16 protein-coding genes are annotated in these 19,082 nt (G+C 72.7%); 14 read left to right on the top strand and 2 right to left on the bottom strand.

Translation table 11 applies throughout. The annotated features are described in order from the left end of the window. Positions 1 to 9: 9 nt before the first annotated feature. From AMOR_RS12230 to AMOR_RS12205, 6 genes are all read left to right on the top strand, one after another. Positions 10 to 1,884, top strand: a complete 1,875-nt coding sequence (locus AMOR_RS12230) for a polysaccharide biosynthesis protein (RefSeq protein ID WP_248361436.1) — start codon at positions 10 to 12, stop codon at positions 1,882 to 1,884. Between the two features lie 12 nt (positions 1,885 to 1,896). Next, positions 1,897 to 3,639, top strand: a complete 1,743-nt coding sequence (locus AMOR_RS12225) for an ABC transporter ATP-binding protein (protein ID WP_248361434.1) — start codon at positions 1,897 to 1,899, stop codon at positions 3,637 to 3,639. Positions 3,640 to 3,875: 236 nt separating this feature from the next. Next, positions 3,876 to 4,322: a low molecular weight protein-tyrosine-phosphatase gene (locus AMOR_RS12220; protein WP_248361432.1), complete on the top strand. Its 447-nt coding sequence runs from the start codon at positions 3,876 to 3,878 to the stop codon at positions 4,320 to 4,322. Between the two features lie 25 nt (positions 4,323 to 4,347). Beyond that, positions 4,348 to 6,591, top strand: a complete 2,244-nt coding sequence (locus AMOR_RS12215) for a polysaccharide biosynthesis tyrosine autokinase (RefSeq protein WP_248361430.1) — start codon at positions 4,348 to 4,350, stop codon at positions 6,589 to 6,591. 6 nt (positions 6,592 to 6,597) lie between these two features. Further along, positions 6,598 to 7,755 carry a polysaccharide export protein gene (locus tag AMOR_RS12210; RefSeq protein ID WP_248361428.1) on the top strand — a complete coding sequence of 386 codons (1,158 nt, stop codon included), beginning with the start codon at positions 6,598 to 6,600 and terminating at the stop codon, positions 7,753 to 7,755. Positions 7,756 to 7,764: 9 nt separating this feature from the next. Further along, positions 7,765 to 9,234: a CpsD/CapB family tyrosine-protein kinase gene (locus AMOR_RS12205; protein ID WP_248361426.1), complete on the top strand. Its 1,470-nt coding sequence runs from the start codon at positions 7,765 to 7,767 to the stop codon at positions 9,232 to 9,234. Between the two features lie 113 nt (positions 9,235 to 9,347). On the opposite strand, the gene AMOR_RS12200 is transcribed toward AMOR_RS12205, so the two are convergent. Both AMOR_RS12200 and AMOR_RS12195 read right to left on the bottom strand, forming a co-directional pair. Beyond that, the gene (locus AMOR_RS12200) at positions 9,348 to 10,241 is read right to left on the bottom strand and encodes a glycoside hydrolase family 16 protein (RefSeq protein WP_248361424.1); all 894 of its coding nucleotides are present in this window, start codon (positions 10,239 to 10,241) and stop codon (positions 9,348 to 9,350) included. Positions 10,242 to 10,253: 12 nt separating this feature from the next. After that, entirely contained in the window at positions 10,254 to 11,045 is a 792-nt protein-coding gene (locus tag AMOR_RS12195; RefSeq protein WP_248361422.1) for a hypothetical protein, read from the bottom strand. Between the two features lie 182 nt (positions 11,046 to 11,227). On the opposite strand from AMOR_RS12195, the gene AMOR_RS12190 reads away from it, so the two are divergent. The 8 genes from AMOR_RS12190 (at position 11,228) to AMOR_RS12155 (ending at position 18,917) form a co-directional block, all read left to right on the top strand. Beyond that, complete coding sequence (locus AMOR_RS12190) at positions 11,228 to 11,860, top strand: hypothetical protein (protein WP_248361420.1); 633 nt, start codon at positions 11,228 to 11,230, stop codon at positions 11,858 to 11,860. Between the two features lie 176 nt (positions 11,861 to 12,036). Beyond that, complete coding sequence (locus AMOR_RS12185) at positions 12,037 to 12,882, top strand: glycosyltransferase family 25 protein (protein ID WP_248361418.1); 846 nt, start codon at positions 12,037 to 12,039, stop codon at positions 12,880 to 12,882. Between the two features lie 73 nt (positions 12,883 to 12,955). Continuing rightward, on the top strand, positions 12,956 to 14,581 hold the full coding sequence (locus AMOR_RS12180) for a capsule assembly Wzi family protein (RefSeq protein ID WP_248361416.1): 1,626 nt from the start codon (positions 12,956 to 12,958) through the stop codon (positions 14,579 to 14,581). A 29-nt stretch (positions 14,582 to 14,610) separates the two neighbouring features. After that, the gene (locus tag AMOR_RS12175; protein ID WP_248361414.1) at positions 14,611 to 15,417 is read left to right on the top strand and encodes a glycosyltransferase family 2 protein; all 807 of its coding nucleotides are present in this window, start codon (positions 14,611 to 14,613) and stop codon (positions 15,415 to 15,417) included. 131 nt (positions 15,418 to 15,548) lie between these two features. Continuing rightward, entirely contained in the window at positions 15,549 to 16,442 is an 894-nt protein-coding gene (gene rfbA, locus AMOR_RS12170) for a glucose-1-phosphate thymidylyltransferase RfbA (protein ID WP_248361412.1), read from the top strand. Then, positions 16,442 to 17,008 carry a dTDP-4-dehydrorhamnose 3,5-epimerase gene (gene rfbC / locus AMOR_RS12165; RefSeq protein ID WP_248361410.1) on the top strand — a complete coding sequence of 189 codons (567 nt, stop codon included), beginning with the start codon at positions 16,442 to 16,444 and terminating at the stop codon, positions 17,006 to 17,008. Before rfbA ends, rfbC begins: the two co-directional genes overlap by 1 nt. Next, the gene (rfbB, locus tag AMOR_RS12160) at positions 17,005 to 18,018 is read left to right on the top strand and encodes a dTDP-glucose 4,6-dehydratase (protein WP_248361408.1); all 1,014 of its coding nucleotides are present in this window, start codon (positions 17,005 to 17,007) and stop codon (positions 18,016 to 18,018) included. The genes rfbC and rfbB overlap by 4 nt, the downstream gene beginning before the upstream one ends. Beyond that, a complete protein-coding gene (locus AMOR_RS12155) occupies positions 18,015 to 18,917 on the top strand; it encodes an SDR family oxidoreductase (protein WP_248361406.1) in 903 nt (300 codons plus the stop codon). Before rfbB ends, AMOR_RS12155 begins: the two co-directional genes overlap by 4 nt. Positions 18,918 to 19,082: the final 165 nt, after the last annotated feature.

The raw sequence follows: 19,082 nt of genomic DNA, 5'->3' as shown, positions 1-19,082 counted from the left end.
GTTCTCAGCGTGAGCGCGCGTCGCGCGCTCGTGATCGCGGCCCACCTCGCGCTGTGGGCTGCGTCGCTCCTCCTCGCCTTCAACCTTCGGTTCGACTTCCGCATCCCGCTTCCGCACGGGCAGCTGCTCCCCATCTGGCTCCCGGTCCTGCTCGCGGTGCGGACCCTCACGTATTTCCAGCTCGGGTTGTTCCGGGGGCTCTGGCGGTACACCGGCGCGCGCGACCTCGCGACGATCGTGATCGCGAACACGGTGTCGACCGCGCTCACGACCGTCCTCATCCTCTACGCCTTCAAGGCGTACCCTCGCTCCGTCATCGCCATCGAGTGGCTCACCGCGACCATGCTGGTGGGCGGCGCCCGGTTCTCGATCCGCATGCTCCGGCACTGGGTCGCTCCGGTGATGGCGAGCCCCTCGGAGGCCCGGCGGCAGCGGATCCTGATCCTCGGCGCCGGCGACGCCGGCGAGATGCTGCTCCGCGAGGTGCTCCGCAGCCACGGCGGCAGGTGGGAGCCGGTCGCGTTCCTCGACGACGACCCGCTGAAGCGCGGCGTCCAGATCCACGGCGTGCGCGTCGTCGGCCCCATCGCCGAGCTCGAGTCCGTCGCGGCGGAGCTGGAGATCGACGAGGTACTCATCGCGATCCCGTCCGCCACCGGCGCCGAGATGCGCGGCATCGTCGAGCACTGCAAGCGAGCCAGCGTTCGCTTCAAGACCATCCCCGGGCTCGATCACCTGATCGACGGCCGCGTCGCGGTGAGCCAGCTCCGGAACGTCGCCATCGAGGATCTCCTCGGCCGTGAGCCCGTCCAGCTCGACATGGACGCCATCTCGGCGGTCATGCAGGGCCACGTCGTGATGGTCTCCGGCGCGGGCGGGTCGATCGGTTCGGAGCTCTGCCGTCAGGTCTGCCGCTTCGACCCGGCGGTCCTGCTCCTCGTGGAACGGACCGAGAACGCGCTCTTCAACGTCCACCGCGAGCTCGCCGCGCGCTATCCCGACGTCCCGCTCGTCCCGTGCATCGCAGACGTCGCCGACGAGCCGCGCATGGCGGAGCTGTTCGCCCAGCACCGGCCGACCCTGGTGCTCCACGCCGCCGCGCACAAGCACGTGCCGATGATGGAGTGGAACCCAGGCGAGGCGGTGAAGAACAACGTCTTCGGCACGAAGACGCTCGCCGATCTCGCGGACCGGTTCGGCGTCGAGCGGTTCGTGATGATCTCGACCGACAAGGCGGTGAACCCGACCTCGGTCATGGGCGTCTCGAAGCGCGTCGCCGAGATCTACGTCCAGGCCCTCTCGCAGCGGAGCCGCACTAAGTTCGTGACGGTCCGCTTCGGGAACGTCCTCGGCTCTGCCGGCAGCGTCATCCCGATCTTCCAGGAGCAGATCGCGAACGGCGGCCCGGTGACCGTCACGCACCCGGAGATGCGCCGCTACTTCATGACCATCCCCGAGGCGAGCCAGCTCGTGCTCCAGGCCGGGACGATGGGCAACGGCGGCGAGATCTTCATCCTCGACATGGGCGAGCCGGTTAGGATCGCGGACCTCGCGCGCGACCTCATCACGCTCTCCGGGTTCACGCCCGACGTCGACATCGAGATCCGGTTCTCCGGCGTCCGGCCCGGCGAGAAGCTCTTCGAGGAGCTGTCGGTTGACGCGGAGAACGCCGAGAAGACGCGCCATCCGAAGATCTTCGTCGGTCGCTTCCGCCCGCACCCGTGGGAGCAGGTGAAGCGGCACCTCGACGAGCTCGGCAAGGTCGCCGAAGGTCGCCCGGCGGACATCCGGCGGAAGTTCGCGGACGCCGTTCCCGAGTACCGCCCGCAGCACGTTCCGACGCCGCAGGCGCCCGCCGCAGCGGCGAAGAAGCTCAGCGCCTGATAAGTCCTGCGCGTGACGACGTCTCGCGCGCGCACCGCCCGCCGCCTCGCCGCGCTCCTCCGCAAGGAGTGGCCGGCCCTCACCGGAGGCACCGTCCTCCTCGTCCTCGGCGCGGGGCTCGCGCTCGTGTACCCGCAGGGCATCCGCGCCATCGTGGACGGCGCCATCGCCGGCGCCGATCCACATCGCCTGGCGCGGGTCGCGCTGTGGCTCGGGGCGCTCGCGGTCCTGCAGGGGCTCGCGGTCGCAGGACGCCACGTCCTCTTCTCCCTCGCCGGCGAGCGCGGCGTCCGGCGCATCCGCGAGCAGCTCTACGAGAGCCTCGTCTCGCAGGAGGTCGCGTTCTTCGACGGGTCCCGCACCGGCGATCTCCTTTCCCGGCTCGGCGCGGACGCCGCGAGCCTGCAAGGCCTCCTCGCCGGCCAGCTGTCGATGACGCTTCGCCACGCCATCACGGCGGTGGGCGGCGTCGCGCTGCTCCTCGTCACCTCGCCGCGCCTCACGCTCGTGATGCTGCTCGTCGTTCCGCCGGTCGCCATCGGCGCGGTGATCTACGGGCGCAAGGTCCGCGCCCTCGCCCGCCGCTACCAGGACGCGCTCGCCGACGCCTCCCACGTCGCCGAGGAGTCGTTCTCGGCGATCCGGACGGTCCGCTCCTTCGTCGCCGAGCGCTCCGAGGCGGCCCGCTACCGGCGCGCCATCGCGGACGCGTACGCCGCCGCGCGGCGCCGTGCGTGGGCCGCGGCCGGGTTCATGGGGGGCGCATCCACCGGCGTCTACGCGGCGGCCGCGGCGGTGCTCGGGTACGGCGGCCTCCTGGTGGCGCGGGGCGCGCTCACGCCCGGCGCGCTCACCGCGTTCCTCGTCTACACGCTGCTCGTCGCGATGAGCTTCTCGTCGCTCGCCGAGAGCTGGTCCGACGCGATGCAGGCGCTCGGGGCGGCCGAGAAGGTGCTCGCGCTCCTCGACCGGATCCCCGCGATGCCGCTCGAGGGCGGCGTCCGGCTCGTGGGGTGCGAGGGACGCATCGGCTACGAGGGCGTCCGCTTCGCGTACCCGACCCGCCCCGACGTCGAGGTGCTCCAGGGTGTCGACCTCGAGATCGCGCCGGGCGAGGTGGTCGCGCTCGTCGGGCCGTCGGGCTCGGGGAAGACCACCCTCGGCGCGCTCCTCGGCCGTCTCTACGATCCGACCGCGGGGCGGGTCCTCCTCGACGGGCACGACCTCCGCGCGCTCGACCCCGCGTGGCTGCGCGCGCAGGTGGGCGTCGTATCGCAGGAGCCGATCCTCTTCTCGGCGTCCATCGAGGACAACGTGCGCTACGGCCGGCCCGGCGCGAGCCGCGCCGAGGTCGAGGCCGCCTGCCGCGCCGCGCACGCGCACGGGTTCGTCTCCGCATTCCCGGATGGCTACGCGACGCGCGTCGGCGAGCGCGGGCAGCAGCTCTCCGGCGGGCAGCGCCAGCGCATCGCCATCGCTCGCGCGGTGCTGAAGGATCCGCGCATCCTCCTCCTCGACGAGGCGACGAGCGCGCTCGACGCGGAGTCCGAGGCGCTCGTGCAGGACGCGCTCGCGGCGTTGATGCGAGGGCGGACCGCCATCGTGATCGCACACCGGCTGTCGACCGTCGCGGGAGCGGATCGGGTCGTGGTCGTGGACGGAGGCGTGGTGGTCGAGGCGGGCCGGCACGCGGCGCTGATGGCGCAGGGTGGTGTGTACCGGCGCCTCGTGGAGCGGCAGCTCCTGCGGGCGTAGGGTTTTCCCTCGATTCCTGGGCCGCGTGCGGGCGCTCGCTCCCTCGGGGATGGTTCACTTACTGAGCGGGCGTCTGTCCCCTCATCTGGGTGCGGCCCGTACCTCGACTGGGGCGTCCGGCTCGTCTAGGATGCGCGGCTTCCGGCAGCCCGGCGCCGCCGCTCGCACCGCCCGGCCCAGCCGTCCCGACCGTCCGACCGGAAGGATCTCGCGCCCGCGCGAGCGACCCAGCCTCCATGCTCGACAGCGTCCTCATCGTGTGCACCGCGAACATCTGCCGGAGCCCCATGGCGGAGGCCCTCCTGCGCCGGCGCTTCGAGGCGCGTCGCGGCGCCCGCGTCGAGTCCGCCGGCATCGCGGCGCTCGTGGGGCGCCCCGCGGATGCGGAGGCGCAGGCGGTCGTCGCCGCGCGAGGCCTGGACCTGTCGGCGCACCGGGCCCGCCAGCTCACGCCCGAGCTGGCCGCCGGCTTCGAGCTCATCCTCGTGATGGAGGAGGGGCAGCGGCAGGCGGTGCAGGACCTCGCGCCGCTCGCGCGCGGCAAGGTTCACCGGATTGGGCGGTTCGGTCGATACGACGTGGCCGATCCGTACCGCCGCGGCCGCGCCGCGTTCGAGGAGGCGCTCGCGGCCATCGAGGCCGGCCTCGAGGCGTTCGGCCGGGCGTTCTGGAGCGGCGCTTGAGCAGGGCAGCAAGGGGGAACGAGGGATGACACCGCCGAGGAGAGGAGACGCCACGCTCGAGGTGGTGCCGGATCCGGCGCCGCGCGCGCCCGAGGCGGTCGCCGACGCGCCGCCGGAGCCGACGCTCGGCGAGTACCTCGACGTCATCGTCCGGCGTCGCTGGCTCGTGGCGGCGGTCGCCGCGCTGTCGATCCTCGCCGGCGTCGCGTACGCCGTGCTCGCCACGCCGGTATACCGGTCCGACGTGCTCCTGCAGGTCGAGGACCGGAACGCCGGCCTGATGCTCGGCGCGCTCGGCGACCTCTCCGCGATGTTCGGCGACGCGTCTCCGGCCGACACCGAGATGGAGATCCTCCGTTCCCGCTCGCTCGTCGGCGGCGTGGTGGACGTGCTCCACCTCGACGTCCAGGCGACGCCGCGGAGGTTCCCGCTCGTCGGCGCGGCCATCGCTCGGCGCCACCGCGGCGCGACCGTCGCGCCGGCCCCGCTCGGCCTCGGCCGTTACGCGTGGGGCGGCGAGCGGATCCAGGTGACCCGCTTCTCCATCCCGCCCGATCTCTCTCGCGAGCGGTTCGTGCTGGAGGCGAAGGAGGGCGGCCGGTTCGCCCTGCGCGGCCCGGACGGCGCCGGCGCCCTGGAAGGGAAGGTCGGCGAGGTCGCCCGCTCCCCGGACGGCGTGGAGGTCTTCGTCGCCGAGCTGGTGGCGCGGCCGGGGACCGAGTTCCGCGTCGCCGCCGTCCCGCGGACGGACGCGATCGCCAACCTGCAGGACGATCTCCGTGTCGCCGAGCGCGGCAAGAAGACCGGCATCATGCAGATGACGCTCGACGGCGCCGACGCGGGCCGAACCGCCGCGATCCTCGACGCGCTGGCCCAGGCATACGTCCGCCAGAACGTCGAGCGGAAGAGCGCCGCGGCCGGGAAGACGCTCGAGTTCCTCGAGTCCCAGCTCCCGGTGCTCCAGAGGAACCTCCAGGCGGCCGAGCACGCCATGGAGGGTTACCAGTCGAAGCGCGGCAGCGTGGACGTGAGCCTCGAGACGCAGGCGGCGGTCGCGCGCGCCGCGGACATCGAGAAGGCCTCCTCCGAGCTGCAGGTCGAGTACGCCGCCCTCAGGCAGAAGTTCACGGACGCCCACCCGGCCCTCGCGGCGATGAAGCAGAAGCTCGACCGGCTCGCGGCCGAGCGCGCAGTGCTCGACACGCAGTTCCGCCGGCTCCCGGCGCACGAGCTCGAGTCGGCCCGGCTGCTCCGCGACTTGAAGGTCGCGAACGAGCTGTACCTGACCGTGCTGAACCGGGCGCAGGAGCTGAAGGTCGTGAAGGAGGGGACGGTCGGGAACGTCCGCGTCCTCGACGCGGCGGTCGTGCCGCTCACGCCGATCTCGCCGAGGCGTGGCGCGGTGGTGCTCCTCTCCGTGCTCCTCGGCCTCGCTGCGGGTCTCGCGGCGGCGTTCGCCCTCCACGCGCTCGATCCGGGCGTCGAGGATCCCGCGGCGGTGGAGCGCGCGGCCGGGGTCGGCGTCCACGCGTCCATCCCCTACAGCGCGGTCCAGTCGACGAACCTCCGCCGGTCGGAGCGCGAGGGCGGGCGCCCGCCGCTCCTCGCCGAGGTCGATCCGAAGGACCTCGCCATCGAGGCGCTCCGGAGCCTCCGGACGAGCCTCGAGTTCGAGCTGCTCGACGCGCCGAACAACATCGTCACCGTCGGTGGCCCCGCGCCGTCGGTCGGCAAGTCCTTCGTCACCGTGAACCTCGCCCACGTGCTCGGGGAGACCGGGAAGCGCGTCGTGATCGTGGACGCCGACCTGCGCCGCGGGCACCTCCACCGGATGTACGGCGTCGACCGCGCGCAGGGGCTCACGGAGGTCGTCACGGGGCACCTGCCCCTGGCCGACGCGCTCCGCCCGACGTCGCTGCCGAGCGTCCGCGTCCTCACCACCGGTACGCTGCCGCCCAACCCGGCCGAGCTGCTCGGCTCGGAGCGATTCGAGCGGGTGCTCGCGGAGCTCTCGCGGACGTTCGACGTCGTGCTCGTGGACACGCCGCCCGTGCTGGCGGTCACCGACGGCCTCGTCGTGGCGCGGCGCGCGGGCGTGAACCTGTTCGTGATCTGGTCCGGGAAGCACCCGGCCGGCGAGATCACCGCCGCGGTCCGCCAGATGGCGCGGAGCCGGATCCGGCTGCACGGGATCGTGATGAATGGCGTCGCGCTCGAGCGCGGCCTCGGCCGCCGGAGCGCCTACCACTACCAGTACCACTACCGCTGATCGCCAATGCACGAAGAAGTCGCCGGCTCTGCCCAGGGAAGAACGTCCGCCTCGCCCGCCGCTCGCGCGGTGCTCGTGCCCGTCCTCGCGCTCGTCCTGTCGGCGACCGGGTGCGCGGCCATCGCTCCGGGGCTGCACGCCTCGGAGACGGGAATGACCTCGCGGCAGACCGCGACCGGGCCGCTCGAGATCGTCCCGATCACGCCCGCGGTCCTCGTCGACCAGGCGAACGCGCGCGCGGCGGCGGTCGAGCGCCGCGCGCACGAGCCGGCCGTCGAGGGGCCGTACCAGTACCGGGTCGCGCCGTTCGACGTCCTCTCGGTGATCGTCTGGGATCACCCGGAGCTGACGATCCCGGCCGGCGAGTTCCGCGCCGCCGAGGCGGCGGGCAACATGGTCCAGGCCGACGGGACGATGTTCTACCCGTTCGTCGGGGTCGTCCCCGTCGTGGGGAAGACGCTCCCCGAGATCCGCGCCCTCCTGACGGAGAAGCTCCGCACGTACGTGGAGAACCCGCAGCTCGACGTCCGCGTCGCGGCGTTCCGCGGAAAGCGTGTCCAGGTCACCGGCGACGTGCTCCAGCCCTCGACGCTGCCCATCACCGACGTGCCGCTGCGCGTGCAGGACGCGATCGCGGCGGCGCACGGCCTCGGGCCCGACGCGTGGACGCGAGGCGTGACCCTCACGCGCGACGGCAAGACGATCGCGCTGGATCTCCAGGCGCTCTACGACCAGGGGGACGTCTCGCAGAACTGGGTGCTGCAGGACGGGGACGTCCTCCACGTGCCGAGCCGACTCGAGAACAAGGTGTTCGTGCTCGGCGAGGTCCGGAGCCCGTCCTCGAAGGTCATGGCGCGGGGCCGGATGAGCCTCGCCGAGGCCATCGGCGATTCCCAGGGATTCGACCCGCTCACCTCGAACCCGGGCGCGATCTACGTCTTCCGGGGGCGCTACGACGCGCCACGCGTCTTCAAGCTGGACGCGTCGAGCGCGGACGCGCTCCTGCTCGCGGTGCAGTTCCAGCTCGAGCCGCTCGACGTGGTGTTCGTCTCGGCTTACCGCCTCACCGACTGGAACCGGGTCATGACGCAGATCCTCCCGACGATCCAGGGCATCTGGCAGACCGCGGACATCGGGAACCGGACGGTGAACACCTTCCAGTAAGATGGGGTCGTGCCGCAGTCCTCGATCGCCCGGTATGCGGACGTCGTCGTCCGGCACGGGCGGCTCGTGCTGTCCGTCGCGGTAGCGGTGCTCGCCGCCGGGATCGTGTACGGCCTCCTCGCTCGCCCGGTGTACCGGTCGACGCTCCTGCTCCACGTGGACGCGCGCGACGGCGGCGGCAGGGGCGCAGAGGTAGGCGTGCGCTCCGCCACCGAGGCGGCGATGGAGAGCATCGGATCGCGCACCCTGCTCGGCGCGGTCGTCGACGAGCTGCACCTCGAGACGGTCGACGAGCCAGACGGCGCGCGCCACGTCTCCCGCGAGCAGGCCATCGACGACCTGCACCACGCGTTGCGGGTGATCGAGAAGGGGAACGGCACCGGGATCCTCCAGCTCACGCTGGACGGCGAGGACCCGGGCCGGCTCGCGGCGACCCTCGACGCCATCGCCGCCGCGTGCGTCCGCCAGGACCTGGAGCGGAGAAGGGCGGAGGCAGCGCGGGCGGTCGCGCTCCTCGAGTCTGGTCTCTCCACCCGTGACGAGGCGCTGCGCGTCGTGGGCGAGGCGGTGATCGACCGGATCCGCGTCCTCGACGCGGCGAGCCGCCCGGTGAGCCCGGTCGCGCCCCGGCGCGCCGTGACCGCGGCCGCCGCCGCCTTGCTCGGCCTGGCGCTCGGAGCCGCCCTCGCGCTCGCGTGGCATCCCTTCGTGCGCGTCGACGAGCCGGGCGCGATCGAGCGCGCCACCGGCGTGAGCGTGTACGCCGCGGTCCCCTTCAGCGTTCGCCAGGAGCAGGGCGCGGGCTGCGCCGAGCGCGCCGGCGGCGCGAGCCCGATCCTCGCCAGCGTCTGCCCCGAGGACGTTGCGGTGGAGGCGCTCCGCGCGCTGCGGACGGGCCTGCTGGTCGAGCTGCTCGACGCGCCGAGCCGCGTCGTGGCGGTGAGCACCCCCGCGGCCGGCGAGGGTACCTCGTTCGTCACGGTGAACGTCGCGCACCTGCTCGGCGAGCTCGGGCGTCGCGTCGTCGTGGTGGACGCCGAGCTCCGCCGCGGGCACCTCCACCGCTCCTACGGCCTCGAGCCCGGCCCGGGCCTCGCGGAGGTCGTCGGCGGGCAGGCAGGGCTCGCCGAGGTGCTCCGGGAGACCGCCTCGCCGAATGTGCGCTTCCTCCCGGCCGGGACGGTGCCGTCGGATGCGCCGGACCTGCTCGCGTCGGAGCGGTTCGCTGCGGTACTGGACGAGCTGTCCCGCGCCGCCGACGTCGTCATCGTCGTCACCCCGCCCCTCGCCGCCGGCGCCGGCGCGACCATCGCAGCGCGCCACGCCGGGCTCGGCCTGCTCGTGATCCGCGGCGGCGAGCATCGGCTCCGCGAGGTCGTCGCCGCCGTGCGGCGGTTCTCCGCGAGCGGGGTCCGCGTGCACGGGATCGTCATGAACGCCGTCGGACTGAGGCCGGACATCGAACGCCAGGACGTGTGACAGCCCCCAGAGCCTGTCGAAGGCCGGCTCGCCGCTCCCGCTCGTGGTTCGACGGGATCACCACGAACGGTTCTCGCCATGACTCCGCTCGCCGCGGCCAGGAGCGCCCGCGCTCAGGGAGGTCGTTGCCACACGCGCACCCAGTCCACCTCCATCCCGGTGGTGCTCGTCTCGCGTGTCCCGTAGCCGCCCGCGGGGACGGAGCCGTCCCACGCGCCGTCCCAGACCTCGCAGGTGACGTAGATCGGCTCGGGCCGGTGCGAGAGCGCAGCGCTCGTAGTCCAGACCGGGATCTCGTCGATGTAGAAGGTCACGAGCGAGTCCGTCCAGAGCGCGGCGTAGGTGTGCCACGCGTGGCTCAGCGGCGCGCCGAGCGGGTGCGCCAGCATCCGGTTCTCTCTTTCCCAGCCATTGTCGGGCCCCGCCCAGATCAGGCCGGCCTGGACCATGTCCCGGAGCTCGGAGCCGTACTGATCCACGTCGCGATGCTCGAACACATCGATCTCGACGCCTGACGTCCCCGGATCTCCAACGGAGTCCCTGATCGTGCGGGGCCAGAGGAAGAACGAGCACCACTGACCCACGCTGTCGAGGAACCGAGCCCGGATCTCGAAGTAGCCGTACGTCGCCTCGAAGCTACCGTCCGTCGTGATGCGTCCCGCGTGATGGGCGCCCGCCGTGTCGGTGAAGACGGTGAGCGAGAAGAGCCCGTCCTTCACCTGGATGGTGTCCCGGGCGTCCAGGCCGCTCCGCCAGGGACCGAGGAGGATCTTCCACTTGTTCTCGTCGAGCGCGACGCCGTCGAACTCGTCGTGAAAGGCGAGCGCGAACCCGGGAAACGGCGGCCTCGGAGCGATCTGCCCCGGGACGCCAGGGTCCGTCGCCTGCGCGAACGGCGCGTCGCGCGTGCCCGGATCCCCGAGGACGCGCGCCGGAGGCCCGGGCGGATCGAGGAGCCCGCATCCGGAGACGACCACGACCGCGAGCCCGAGCAGATTGGCTCTCATACGGACCTCGCCTCAGTACGCCCAGCTCACGCCCGCGGCGACGACGCCGGTGCCCTGCCGGCTGGTCCGCGTCCAGCCTCGCAGGCCCTCGAGGCTCGCCGCGTCGCGATAGGTCACGAACAGCCCGCCCGGCCGGAGGTCGGCGCGGCCGAGCGCGAACGAGGCGCGCCACGGAGGCGGCGACGCCGAGCCGGGGAGCGCGCCGGGGATGGTCCAGCCGAGCGCGCCGGTCGCGAACCAGGTCCCGTGCAGGGTGAGGCTCGCGCGCGCGCCCAGGTAGGGACCGCCCGAGAACGGCGCGGTGGCGAACGCGCTCGACGCGAGGCAGAGCGCGCGCCCGCACGGCATCGGCAGCTTGTACCCGGCGCTCGCCTGGGCCGTACGGAGCGTGAACGGCTCGCCGGGGGCGATGGGGCCCCAGTCATCGACGTGCAGGAAGAACGTCCTGTCCTGCGCGCGCTCGACGCCGAGCCCCCACAGGAACCCGAGATCGTCCGCCCTCGAGCCCGGCGTCACCGCCGCGCCGAGGCGGACGAACGCGCCCCACCCCGGAGAGATCGTCGCGATGGCCGCGGTGGTCTCGCCGTCGGTGCCGCGGTACCCGATGAAGACGGTGCCGCTCACGTGCTGGCCGTCGAACACGGGCGGGATCACGGGCAGGGGCGCGCCGGACAGGTCGGGCACGATCCCGAGCGCCACGTCGACCTGGTCGGCTCCTCGCGCGTGCGCGCCGGGGCGTGGAGCGGCGGCGAGGAGGAGCGCCGCGATCGAGGCGGACAGGATCGTCGTCCGCGGAGAGGTCACGTCGAGAAGGTGAACTCCGCCGGATGGCGGGAAACGGCCCGGACGCGGCGCGCGCCAGCAAGCCGCAAGTGCAGCGCAGCGCGCGTCATCCGTTCTGCCCCGAGCATGGCGCCCCACCGGCGCTCGCGGCGTGGCCTTGAATTCGGGGTTCCGCCTGGCGAGGGTTGGCCAGGAGGCGCTGCGTGCCCGCGCTCGTCCTCATCCTTCTCGCCGCCGCCGCGGCTCCGGTCGATCCCGCGGACCCCGCCGGGTCCCCGACTGCGCAGGCCATGATCACCGACGCCCGCGCGAGCGCCCGCGGGCTCGTCATCGAGCTGCGGAGCGACTTCGGGTTCGAGCGGCTGGTCGAGATCGAGTACGCCGGCGGGCGGCGCAACACGATGCACCTCAACGACGGCCTCGTGGTCGCGCTCGGGTGGAGCTTCCTCCCGCTCGCGGAGGGGCGGCTCGGCACGCGCGCGGCCGTCGGGTTCAAGGTGGATCTGCTTCGCGCGACGAACGGGTCCGCGACGTTCGTCGCCGTCCCCGTCGATCTCATGGAGGCGCTCTACGCGGGGCCGCTCCGGCTCGGCGCCGGGGTCTCGGTCCTCCTGGCGCCGCGCGTCGCCGGGTCCGGGTTCCTGGACCAGGAGGCCACGACGTTCCGCCCCGCTCCCGGGGTCCTCCTCGACGCCGAGTGGATCGTGGCGCCGCGCGCGCGGACCGGGATCGGGCTCCGCGCGAGCTGGTACCGGTTCGAGTCGAGCGCCGGCGTGCGGGATGCGCCGTCCGTCGGCGTCCTCCTCCGCTCGGACCTGGACCTCGCCCGGCGCTGAACCACTGGACAGCGCCGAGCGGCCCCCCTCACCCCGACCCTCTCCCCCCGCCAGAGGCGGCGGGGGGAGAGGGAGGAGGGCACGGGGCCCGAGTCTCGCCGCGCGAGACGACCGGGGCGCATCCCGACCGGCCCGGCCCTCTCCGCTCCACCCGACCGGTGCTACCATCCGCCGCGATGACGCGACTTCCGTTCGCCCTGAGCGTAGGCCCGCGGAGCGGGCCGGAGTCGAAGGGCGATCCGGTCCCCGCTGCGCTCAGCTCGTGCGAAAGCGCCTCGTACCAGGCGCTGAACGACTACTTCGATCGCATCTACGTGCTCACGCTCCGCCGGGCGACCGACCGGCACCCGGCCTTCGCCCGGGCGCTCGCGGGGCTCGATTACGAGGTCGTCTACGGGCTCGACCAGGCCGAGCTCGATCTCGCCGACCTCGAGGCGCGCGGCCTGTACGACGACCGCACCGCGCGGCGGGTCCACCGGTACGGGCGTGGCGTCACGCTGGGCCACGTCGCGTGCGTCCTATCGCACGCGCTGATCTGGCGGAGGATCCTCGACGAGGGGCACGAGCGGGTGCTCGTGTTCGAGGACGACGCGGAGCCCATCCCCGGCGCCCTCGAGCACGCGCCCGCGGTGCTGGCGCAGCTCCCGCGGAGCTTCGAGCTGGCCTACCTCGGCTACGACCGCCACGAGACGGTCACGCTCCGGCGCCGCCTGGACCAGGCGGCGTACGTCGCCCTCGCGGCGGTCCGGCTCATCCGCTGGACGCCGCGCGAGGCGATGAACCTGCTGCCGCGGCCGTACTCGCCGAACCTGCGCCGGGCCGGGCAGCACGACTTCACGCACGCATACGCCCTCACCGCGCCGGCCGCCCGGAAGCTGCTCGCCGGCCAGACGCCCGTGATCCAGAACGTGGACACCGGGATCACCCGGTTGATCCTCCGCGGCGAGCTCGAGGCCTACGTGAGCGAGCCGAAGCTGTTCCGGCAGCGAGGCACCGCGTCGTACGTCAAGGGCGAGCTGTAGCGGTGTCCCTCCCGCTGGGGAGGGAACCCCTCTCGCGTGCGCGTGGCCCGTCCGGGTAGAGTGCGCATCCCCGATGCGCCCCGGCCGCCTCCTCGTGCTCCTCGCGCTCGCGTCGGCGACGCCTCCGGCCGCGCGCGCCGACGAGGACCTGCCCTGCACGCCCGCGGCGCCGTTCGTGGTCGACGGCTTCCGCAGCCCCGCCGACGATCTCGCGCGCGTCGGCGAGCTGGTCGGCGCGGTCGCTCCGGAGCCGAGGCTCATCCGCCGCGGCGGGCTCCGGCTGGAGTCCACCTGCGCGGAGGGCGCGGCCCTGCCGTGGACCCTCGCGGCGGCGCCCGGGGACGTCCGGTCCTTCCTCGTCCCGATCCCGGCGCGCCTCGAGAGCGTCGTCAACAGCGCCTACCCGGAGGGCGCGAACGACGGCCTCCTGTGGGCGGGACGCGGCGTCTCCGCCTTCGCGACGGCCGGGCTCGCCGGTCGGTACGGTCCGCTCTCGTTCGCGGTCGCGCCCGAGGTCGCCTGGTCGGAGAACCACGCGTTCGCGATGGTCCCGAACGGCCAGAGCGGCGACCTCCGGTACATGAACCCGTGGCACGGGGCCACCATCGATTACCCGTCCCGCTTCGGCGGCTCCCCGGTGACCTCGTGGGCGCCGGGGCAGAGCTACCTCCGGCTCGACCTCGGGAACGTCGCGCTCGGGATCTCGACCGAGAACCTCTGGCTCGGCCCCGGGATCCGGAACGCGATCACGATGTCCTCCGCGGGCCCCGGGTTCCCGCACGTGTTCCTCGGCACGACCCGGCCGGCGGACGTCTGGATCGGCACGGTGGAGGCGAAGGTCCTCTGGGGCCGGCTCGAGCGCACCCGCTACGTCCCGAGCCCGACGCACCCGCTCCTCACCGCGCTCGTCGTCGACTACACGCCGCGGTGGCTGCCGCGCCTCTCCGTCGGCTTCTCGCGCGTGCAGCTCCAGGTCTGGAACGATCTCCGGCTCCGGGACTGGTTCCCGTTCCTCCAGAGCTTCCAGAAGAAGGACCTCACCTCCTGGTACGGCGACCCGCTCGGCGACAACCCGAAGGACAACCAGCTCGCCTCGGTCTTCGCGCGGTGGGTCTTCCCGGAGAGCGGGCTCGAGCTGTACGGCGAGTTCGCGCGCGAGGACCACGAGAACTCGTGGGAGATGGTCGTCCGCGAGCCGGATCACTCGGAGGCGATCATGGTCGGCCTCCAGAAGGTGTTCCGGACCGGTCGGCGGTGGGTCCGCCTGCAGGCGGAGGCGACCGATCTCCAGATCTTCTTCCCCGCCGGGAACCAGCGCGGGAACCCGACCTACTACGTGCACGGGAACGACCTCTCGTACACGTACCAGGGCCAGCTCCTCGGCGCGTGGATCGGGCCCGGCTCGGACTCCCAGACGCTGGCGGTGGACGTGTTCGGGCCGACGGGCCGGCTCGGCGGCTACCTGGAGCGCGTGCGCAGGAACGAGGACGTCTACTGGCTCGTGATCGAGCCGCAGCACACCCTCACCTCGCACGACACCGAGGTCACCGCGGCGGTGCGTCAGGTCTTCTTCGCCGGTCCGGTGGACGTGTCCTGGGAGGCGGGCGCCTCCTATCGATGGAACCGCGACTTCCTCGGGAACGCGACGAACCTTCGATTCATGGTGCAGGTCGCGGTGCCGATGAGCCGGGGGCCGTGAGCCGGTCGGACGGAGCGCAGGGACGAGCGATGCTGGGGATCTCGATCGCGATCATCACCTACAACGAGGAGCGCGCGCTCGCGGACTGCATCCGGTCGTGCGAGGACATCGCGGACGAGATCGTCGTCCTCGACTCGTTCAGCACCGACGGCACCGAGGCCGTCGCCCGGGCGTTCCCGAAGGTGCGCTTCGCGCAGCACGCGTTCGACGGCCACGTCGAGCAGAAGACGCGCGCCGTCGCGCTCTGCAGGAACGAGTGGATCCTCGCCCTCGACGCCGACGAGCGGCTCACGCCGGAGCTGCGCGAGGAGATCCGCGCGCTCGAGCCCGGGGACTTGGACGGCTTCCGGGTGCCGCGCCTCACCTTCGCCATGGGCGAGCCGGTCCGGCACTCGGGGTGGTACCCGCAGCGGAAGGTCCGGCTGTTCCGGCGGTCCCGGGCGCGCTGGGCCGGCGACAACCCGCACGACTACGTGGTCGTGGACGGGAAGGGCGGCGATCTCCGGGGCGACCTCCTCCACCACAGCTTCCGGGACCTCGCCGATCAGGCGACGCGCGCCAACGCGTTCTCCTCGATCCAGGCGTTCAATCTCCTCCACCGCGGCCGCCGCTTCAGCGCGCTCGCGGCGCTCGTCCGCCCGGTGGTGAAGTTCCTCGAGGTCTACGTCTACAAGCGCGGCTTCCTGGACGGCTTCGCAGGGTTCACCATCGCGGTGAACGCGGCCTACGCGACGTTCCTCAAGTTCGCGAAGATCTACGAGCTCGAGGCGCGGATCGTCGATCGGCCGTCGAACGTCCGCCCGGAATATCGACCGCAGTCGCAGGAACACGACTAGGGCTGCGGCACGATGCCTTGCTCGCGCGCCGCGTTCGGGGCGCGACGAACGGTTGCGACCCGGTCGAACGGGGGCCACGCCTTGCGCCCGCATCCTCCCGTGCTTTGATCCTTCGAAGCGCGGGGGGCCGGATGCGCGCCAGGACCCATCGAAAGGGCATCATCCTCGCCGGCGGCGCCGGCACGCGGCTCTACCCCGCGACGCTCGCCGTCTCGAAGCAGCTCCTGCCCGTCTACGACAAGCCGATGGTCTACTACCCGCTCTCGGTGCTCATGCTCGCCGGGATCCGGGACGTCCTCGTCATCTCCACGCCCCAGGACACGCCGCGGTTCGCGAGCCTGCTCGGGGACGGCACCGCCTGGGGCATCCACCTCGAGTACAAGGTGCAGCCGAGCCCGGACGGCCTCGCGCAGGCGTTCGTGCTCGGGGCGGAGTTCGTGCGCGACCGACCGTCCGCGCTCGTCCTCGGCGACAACCTGTTCTACGGGCACGACCTGCAGAACGCCCTCCGCGCGGCGGACGAGCGCCGCGACGGCGCCACGATCTTCGCGTACGCCGTGAACGACCCCGAGCGCTACGGCGTCGTCGAGTTCGACGCGGGCCGGCGGGCGATCAGCATCGAGGAGAAGCCCGCCCGCCCGAAGTCGCGCTACGCGGTGACCGGCCTCTACTTCTACGACGAGCAGGTGGTGGAGCACGCGCGGGCGCTCCGGCCCTCCGCGCGCGGCGAGCTCGAGATCACCGACCTGAACCGGCGCTACCTCGACGCGGGGAAGCTCGCGGTGGAGATCATGGGCCGCGGCTACGCGTGGCTCGACACCGGCACGCACGAGTCGCTGCTCGACGCGGGGCAGTTCATCGCCACGATCGAGAAGCGGCAGGGGCTCAAGATCGCGTGTCCGGAGGAGGTCGCCTGGCGGCAGGGGTGGATCGACGACGGCCAGCTCGAGCGCTGCGCGGCTGCGCTCGGACACTCGAGCTACGGCGAGTACGTCCGCCGCCTGCTCGGGACGAAGGTGTACTGATGAAGGTCACCCCGACGCGCGTCCCGGACGTGCTGGTCCTCGAGCCCCGCGTCTTCGGCGACGCGCGGGGGTACTTCTTCGAGAGCTACAACCGAAAGGTGCTCGAGGCTGCCGTCGGCCGTCCGCTCGGGTTCGTGCAGGACAACCACAGCCTCTCGACGCGGAACGTGCTGCGCGGGCTGCACTACCAGCTCCCGAACCCGCAGGGGAAGCTGGTCCGCGTCGTCCGCGGCGAGGTGTTCGACGTCGCGGTGGACCTCCGCCGCGGGTCGCCGACGTTCGGGCGCTGGACGGGTACGCTCCTCTCGGCGGAGAACCGCCGGCAGCTCTGGATCCCGGAGGGCTTCGCCCACGGGTTCCTCACGCTGTCCGACGAGGCCGAGTTCCTCTACAAGACGACCGAGTACTGGCAGCCGCAGCACGAGCGCTGCATCCGGTGGGACGATCCCGACCTCGGGATCGACTGGCCGCTCCGCGGCGGCCCCCCGGTGGTGTCCGCCAAGGACGCCGCGGGAAGCCGGTTCTCCGACGCGGTGGTCTTCGAGGCCGTGGAGCTGCGCGGATGAACGTCCTCGTCACGGGCGGCTCGGGGTTCATCGGGTCGAACCTGGTCCGGCTCATCCTGACGGAGCGCCCGGACTGGCGCATCGTGAACCTCGACAAGCTCACGTACGCCGGGAACGCGGAGAACCTGGCCGATCTCGAGGGCTATGCGCGGTACCGCTTCGTCCGCGGCGACATCTGCAACGGCGAGCTCCTCGCCGACGTCTTCCAGACCGAGCGGATCGACGCGGTGATGCACCTTGCGGCCGAGAGCCACGTGGACCGCTCGATCCTCGCGCCGTCCGTCTTCATCGAGACGAACGTGCGGGGCACCCAGGTGCTCCTCGAGGCGGCTCGCGAGTTCAGGGTGAAGCGCTTCCTGCACGTCTCGACCGACGAGGTCTACGGGTCGCTCGGGCCGACGGGCCTGTTCACCGAGAAGACGCCCCTCGATCCCTCCTCGCCTTACTCCGCCTCGAAGGCGGCGAGCGATCTCCTGGCGCTCGCGTACGCGCACACCTTCGAGGTGCCCGTCGTCGTCACGCGGTGCTCGAACAACTACGGGCCCTACCAGTTCCCGGAGAAGCTCATCCCGCTCATGATCGCGAACGCGATCCGCGACCTGCCGCTGCCCGTGTACGGCGACGGCATGAACGTGCGGGACTGGATCCACGTCGAGGACCACTGCCGCGGGCTGCTCGCCGCCCTCGAGGAGGGCGCGGACGGCGAGGTCTACAACCTCGGCGCGTCGAGCGAGCGGCACAACCTCGAGATCGTGAAGCAGGTGCTGCGCCTCGTCGGCAAGCCGGAGACCCTCATCGACTTCGTGAAGGACCGGCCCGGTCACGACCGCCGCTACGCCATCGACTCGACGAAGGCGCGGGCGAAGCTCGCGTGGGCGCCGCGCCACCGGTTCGAGGAGGCGCTCGCCGCCACCGTCCGGTGGTACGTCGACCACCGGCCCTGGTGGGAGCGCATCATCTCGGGCGAGTACGTGAAGTACTACGAGCGGCAGTACGGGAAGCGCGCGTGAAGGTCGCGGTCACCGGCGCCAACGGTCTCCTCGGCGGCGAGGCCGTCGCGCAGCTCGCGGGACGGCACGAGGTGCTCGCGGTCGGGCGCGGTCCCTGCCGCCTCGCGGCGGGTCCGTTCGCCTGGGCGGACGCGGATCTCGGCGACGGGCGGTCCGTGGAGCAGGCCCTCCGCGCGTTCGGGGCGGAGGCGGTGCTGCACGCCGGCGCCCTCACCGACGTGGACGCGTGCGAGCGGGAGCCCGAGGCCGCGTGGCGCGTGAACGTGGGCGGCACGGAGCAGGTGGCGCGCGCCTGCCGCGCGCTCGGCGCCCGGCTGGTGGCGGTCTCCACCGACTACGTCTTCGACGGCACGGCGGGGCCCTACGGGGAGGACGACGTCCCGAACCCGCGGGGTGCCTACGCGCGCACGAAGCGGTGCGGCGAGGAGGCGGCGCTGCTCCTCGCTCCGGACTGCGCCGTGGCGCGGGTGGCGGTCGTCTACGGCGGGCGCCCCGGCGCGAAGAGCACCTTCGCGACGCAGGTGGTCGAGAAGCTCTCCCGCGGCGAGCCGGTGAAGGCGTTCTCCGATCAGCAGGTCTCGACCACGCTCGCCGCGAACGGCGCCGCGATGTGCCTCGAGCTGCTCCTCAAGACCGCGTACCGCGGCGTCCTCCACACCAGCGACGCCACCGTGCTCGACCGCGTGGAGTTCGCGCGCCGGATCGCGCGCCGGTTCGGGCTCGGCGGCGAGATCGTCCCGGTCAAGACGGCCGAGGCGAAGCTGCTCGCGCCGCGGCCGCTGCAGGGCGGGCTCCGGGTGGAGCGGGCGGCCACCGTGCTCCGGAGCCACCGGCCGCTCGCGATCGACGAGGCGATGGACCGCTTCCACGCCGAGTGGGTGCTCAGGAAGACGGCCTGACCGAGGGGAGGATGAGGCCCTCTCCACGTAGAGCGGGATCGGTCCTTCCTCACGTACGACAAGGTCTTCGGGCGGAGGTGGGGCGGACTCCTCGTCGAGAACGGATGTCCCCCTCTCCCCACGCGAAGCGGGGGGAGAGGGTCGGGGTGAGGGGGGCCGCCGGTC

Origin of the sequence: Anaeromyxobacter oryzae (genome assembly GCF_023169945.1) — a bacterium.
GTDB lineage: Bacteria > Myxococcota > Myxococcia > Myxococcales > Anaeromyxobacteraceae > Anaeromyxobacter > Anaeromyxobacter oryzae.
The sequence above is the reverse complement of the archived record's forward strand: the minus strand, read 5'-3'. Positions and strand labels throughout refer to the sequence as shown.

What these genes read in the sequence shown, in the direction of transcription:
- rfbA (WP_248361412.1), top strand. Translation starts at nt 15,549, where the DNA reads ATGCGCGCCAGGACCCATCGAAAGGGCATCATCCTCGCCGGCGGCGCC.
- AMOR_RS12210 (WP_248361428.1), top strand. Translation starts at nt 6,598, where the DNA reads ATGCACGAAGAAGTCGCCGGCTCTGCCCAGGGAAGAACGTCCGCCTCG.
- AMOR_RS12180 (WP_248361416.1), top strand. Translation starts at nt 12,956, where the DNA reads ATGCGCCCCGGCCGCCTCCTCGTGCTCCTCGCGCTCGCGTCGGCGACG.
- AMOR_RS12220 (WP_248361432.1), top strand. Translation starts at nt 3,876, where the DNA reads ATGCTCGACAGCGTCCTCATCGTGTGCACCGCGAACATCTGCCGGAGC.
- AMOR_RS12215 (WP_248361430.1), top strand. Translation starts at nt 4,348, where the DNA reads ATGACACCGCCGAGGAGAGGAGACGCCACGCTCGAGGTGGTGCCGGAT.
- rfbC (WP_248361410.1), top strand. Translation starts at nt 16,442, where the DNA reads ATGAAGGTCACCCCGACGCGCGTCCCGGACGTGCTGGTCCTCGAGCCC.
- AMOR_RS12175 (WP_248361414.1), top strand. Translation starts at nt 14,611, where the DNA reads ATGCTGGGGATCTCGATCGCGATCATCACCTACAACGAGGAGCGCGCG.
- AMOR_RS12200 (WP_248361424.1), bottom strand. Translation starts at nt 10,241, where the DNA reads ATGAGAGCCAATCTGCTCGGGCTCGCGGTCGTGGTCGTCTCCGGATGC.
- rfbB (WP_248361408.1), top strand. Translation starts at nt 17,005, where the DNA reads ATGAACGTCCTCGTCACGGGCGGCTCGGGGTTCATCGGGTCGAACCTG.
- AMOR_RS12185 (WP_248361418.1), top strand. Translation starts at nt 12,037, where the DNA reads ATGACGCGACTTCCGTTCGCCCTGAGCGTAGGCCCGCGGAGCGGGCCG.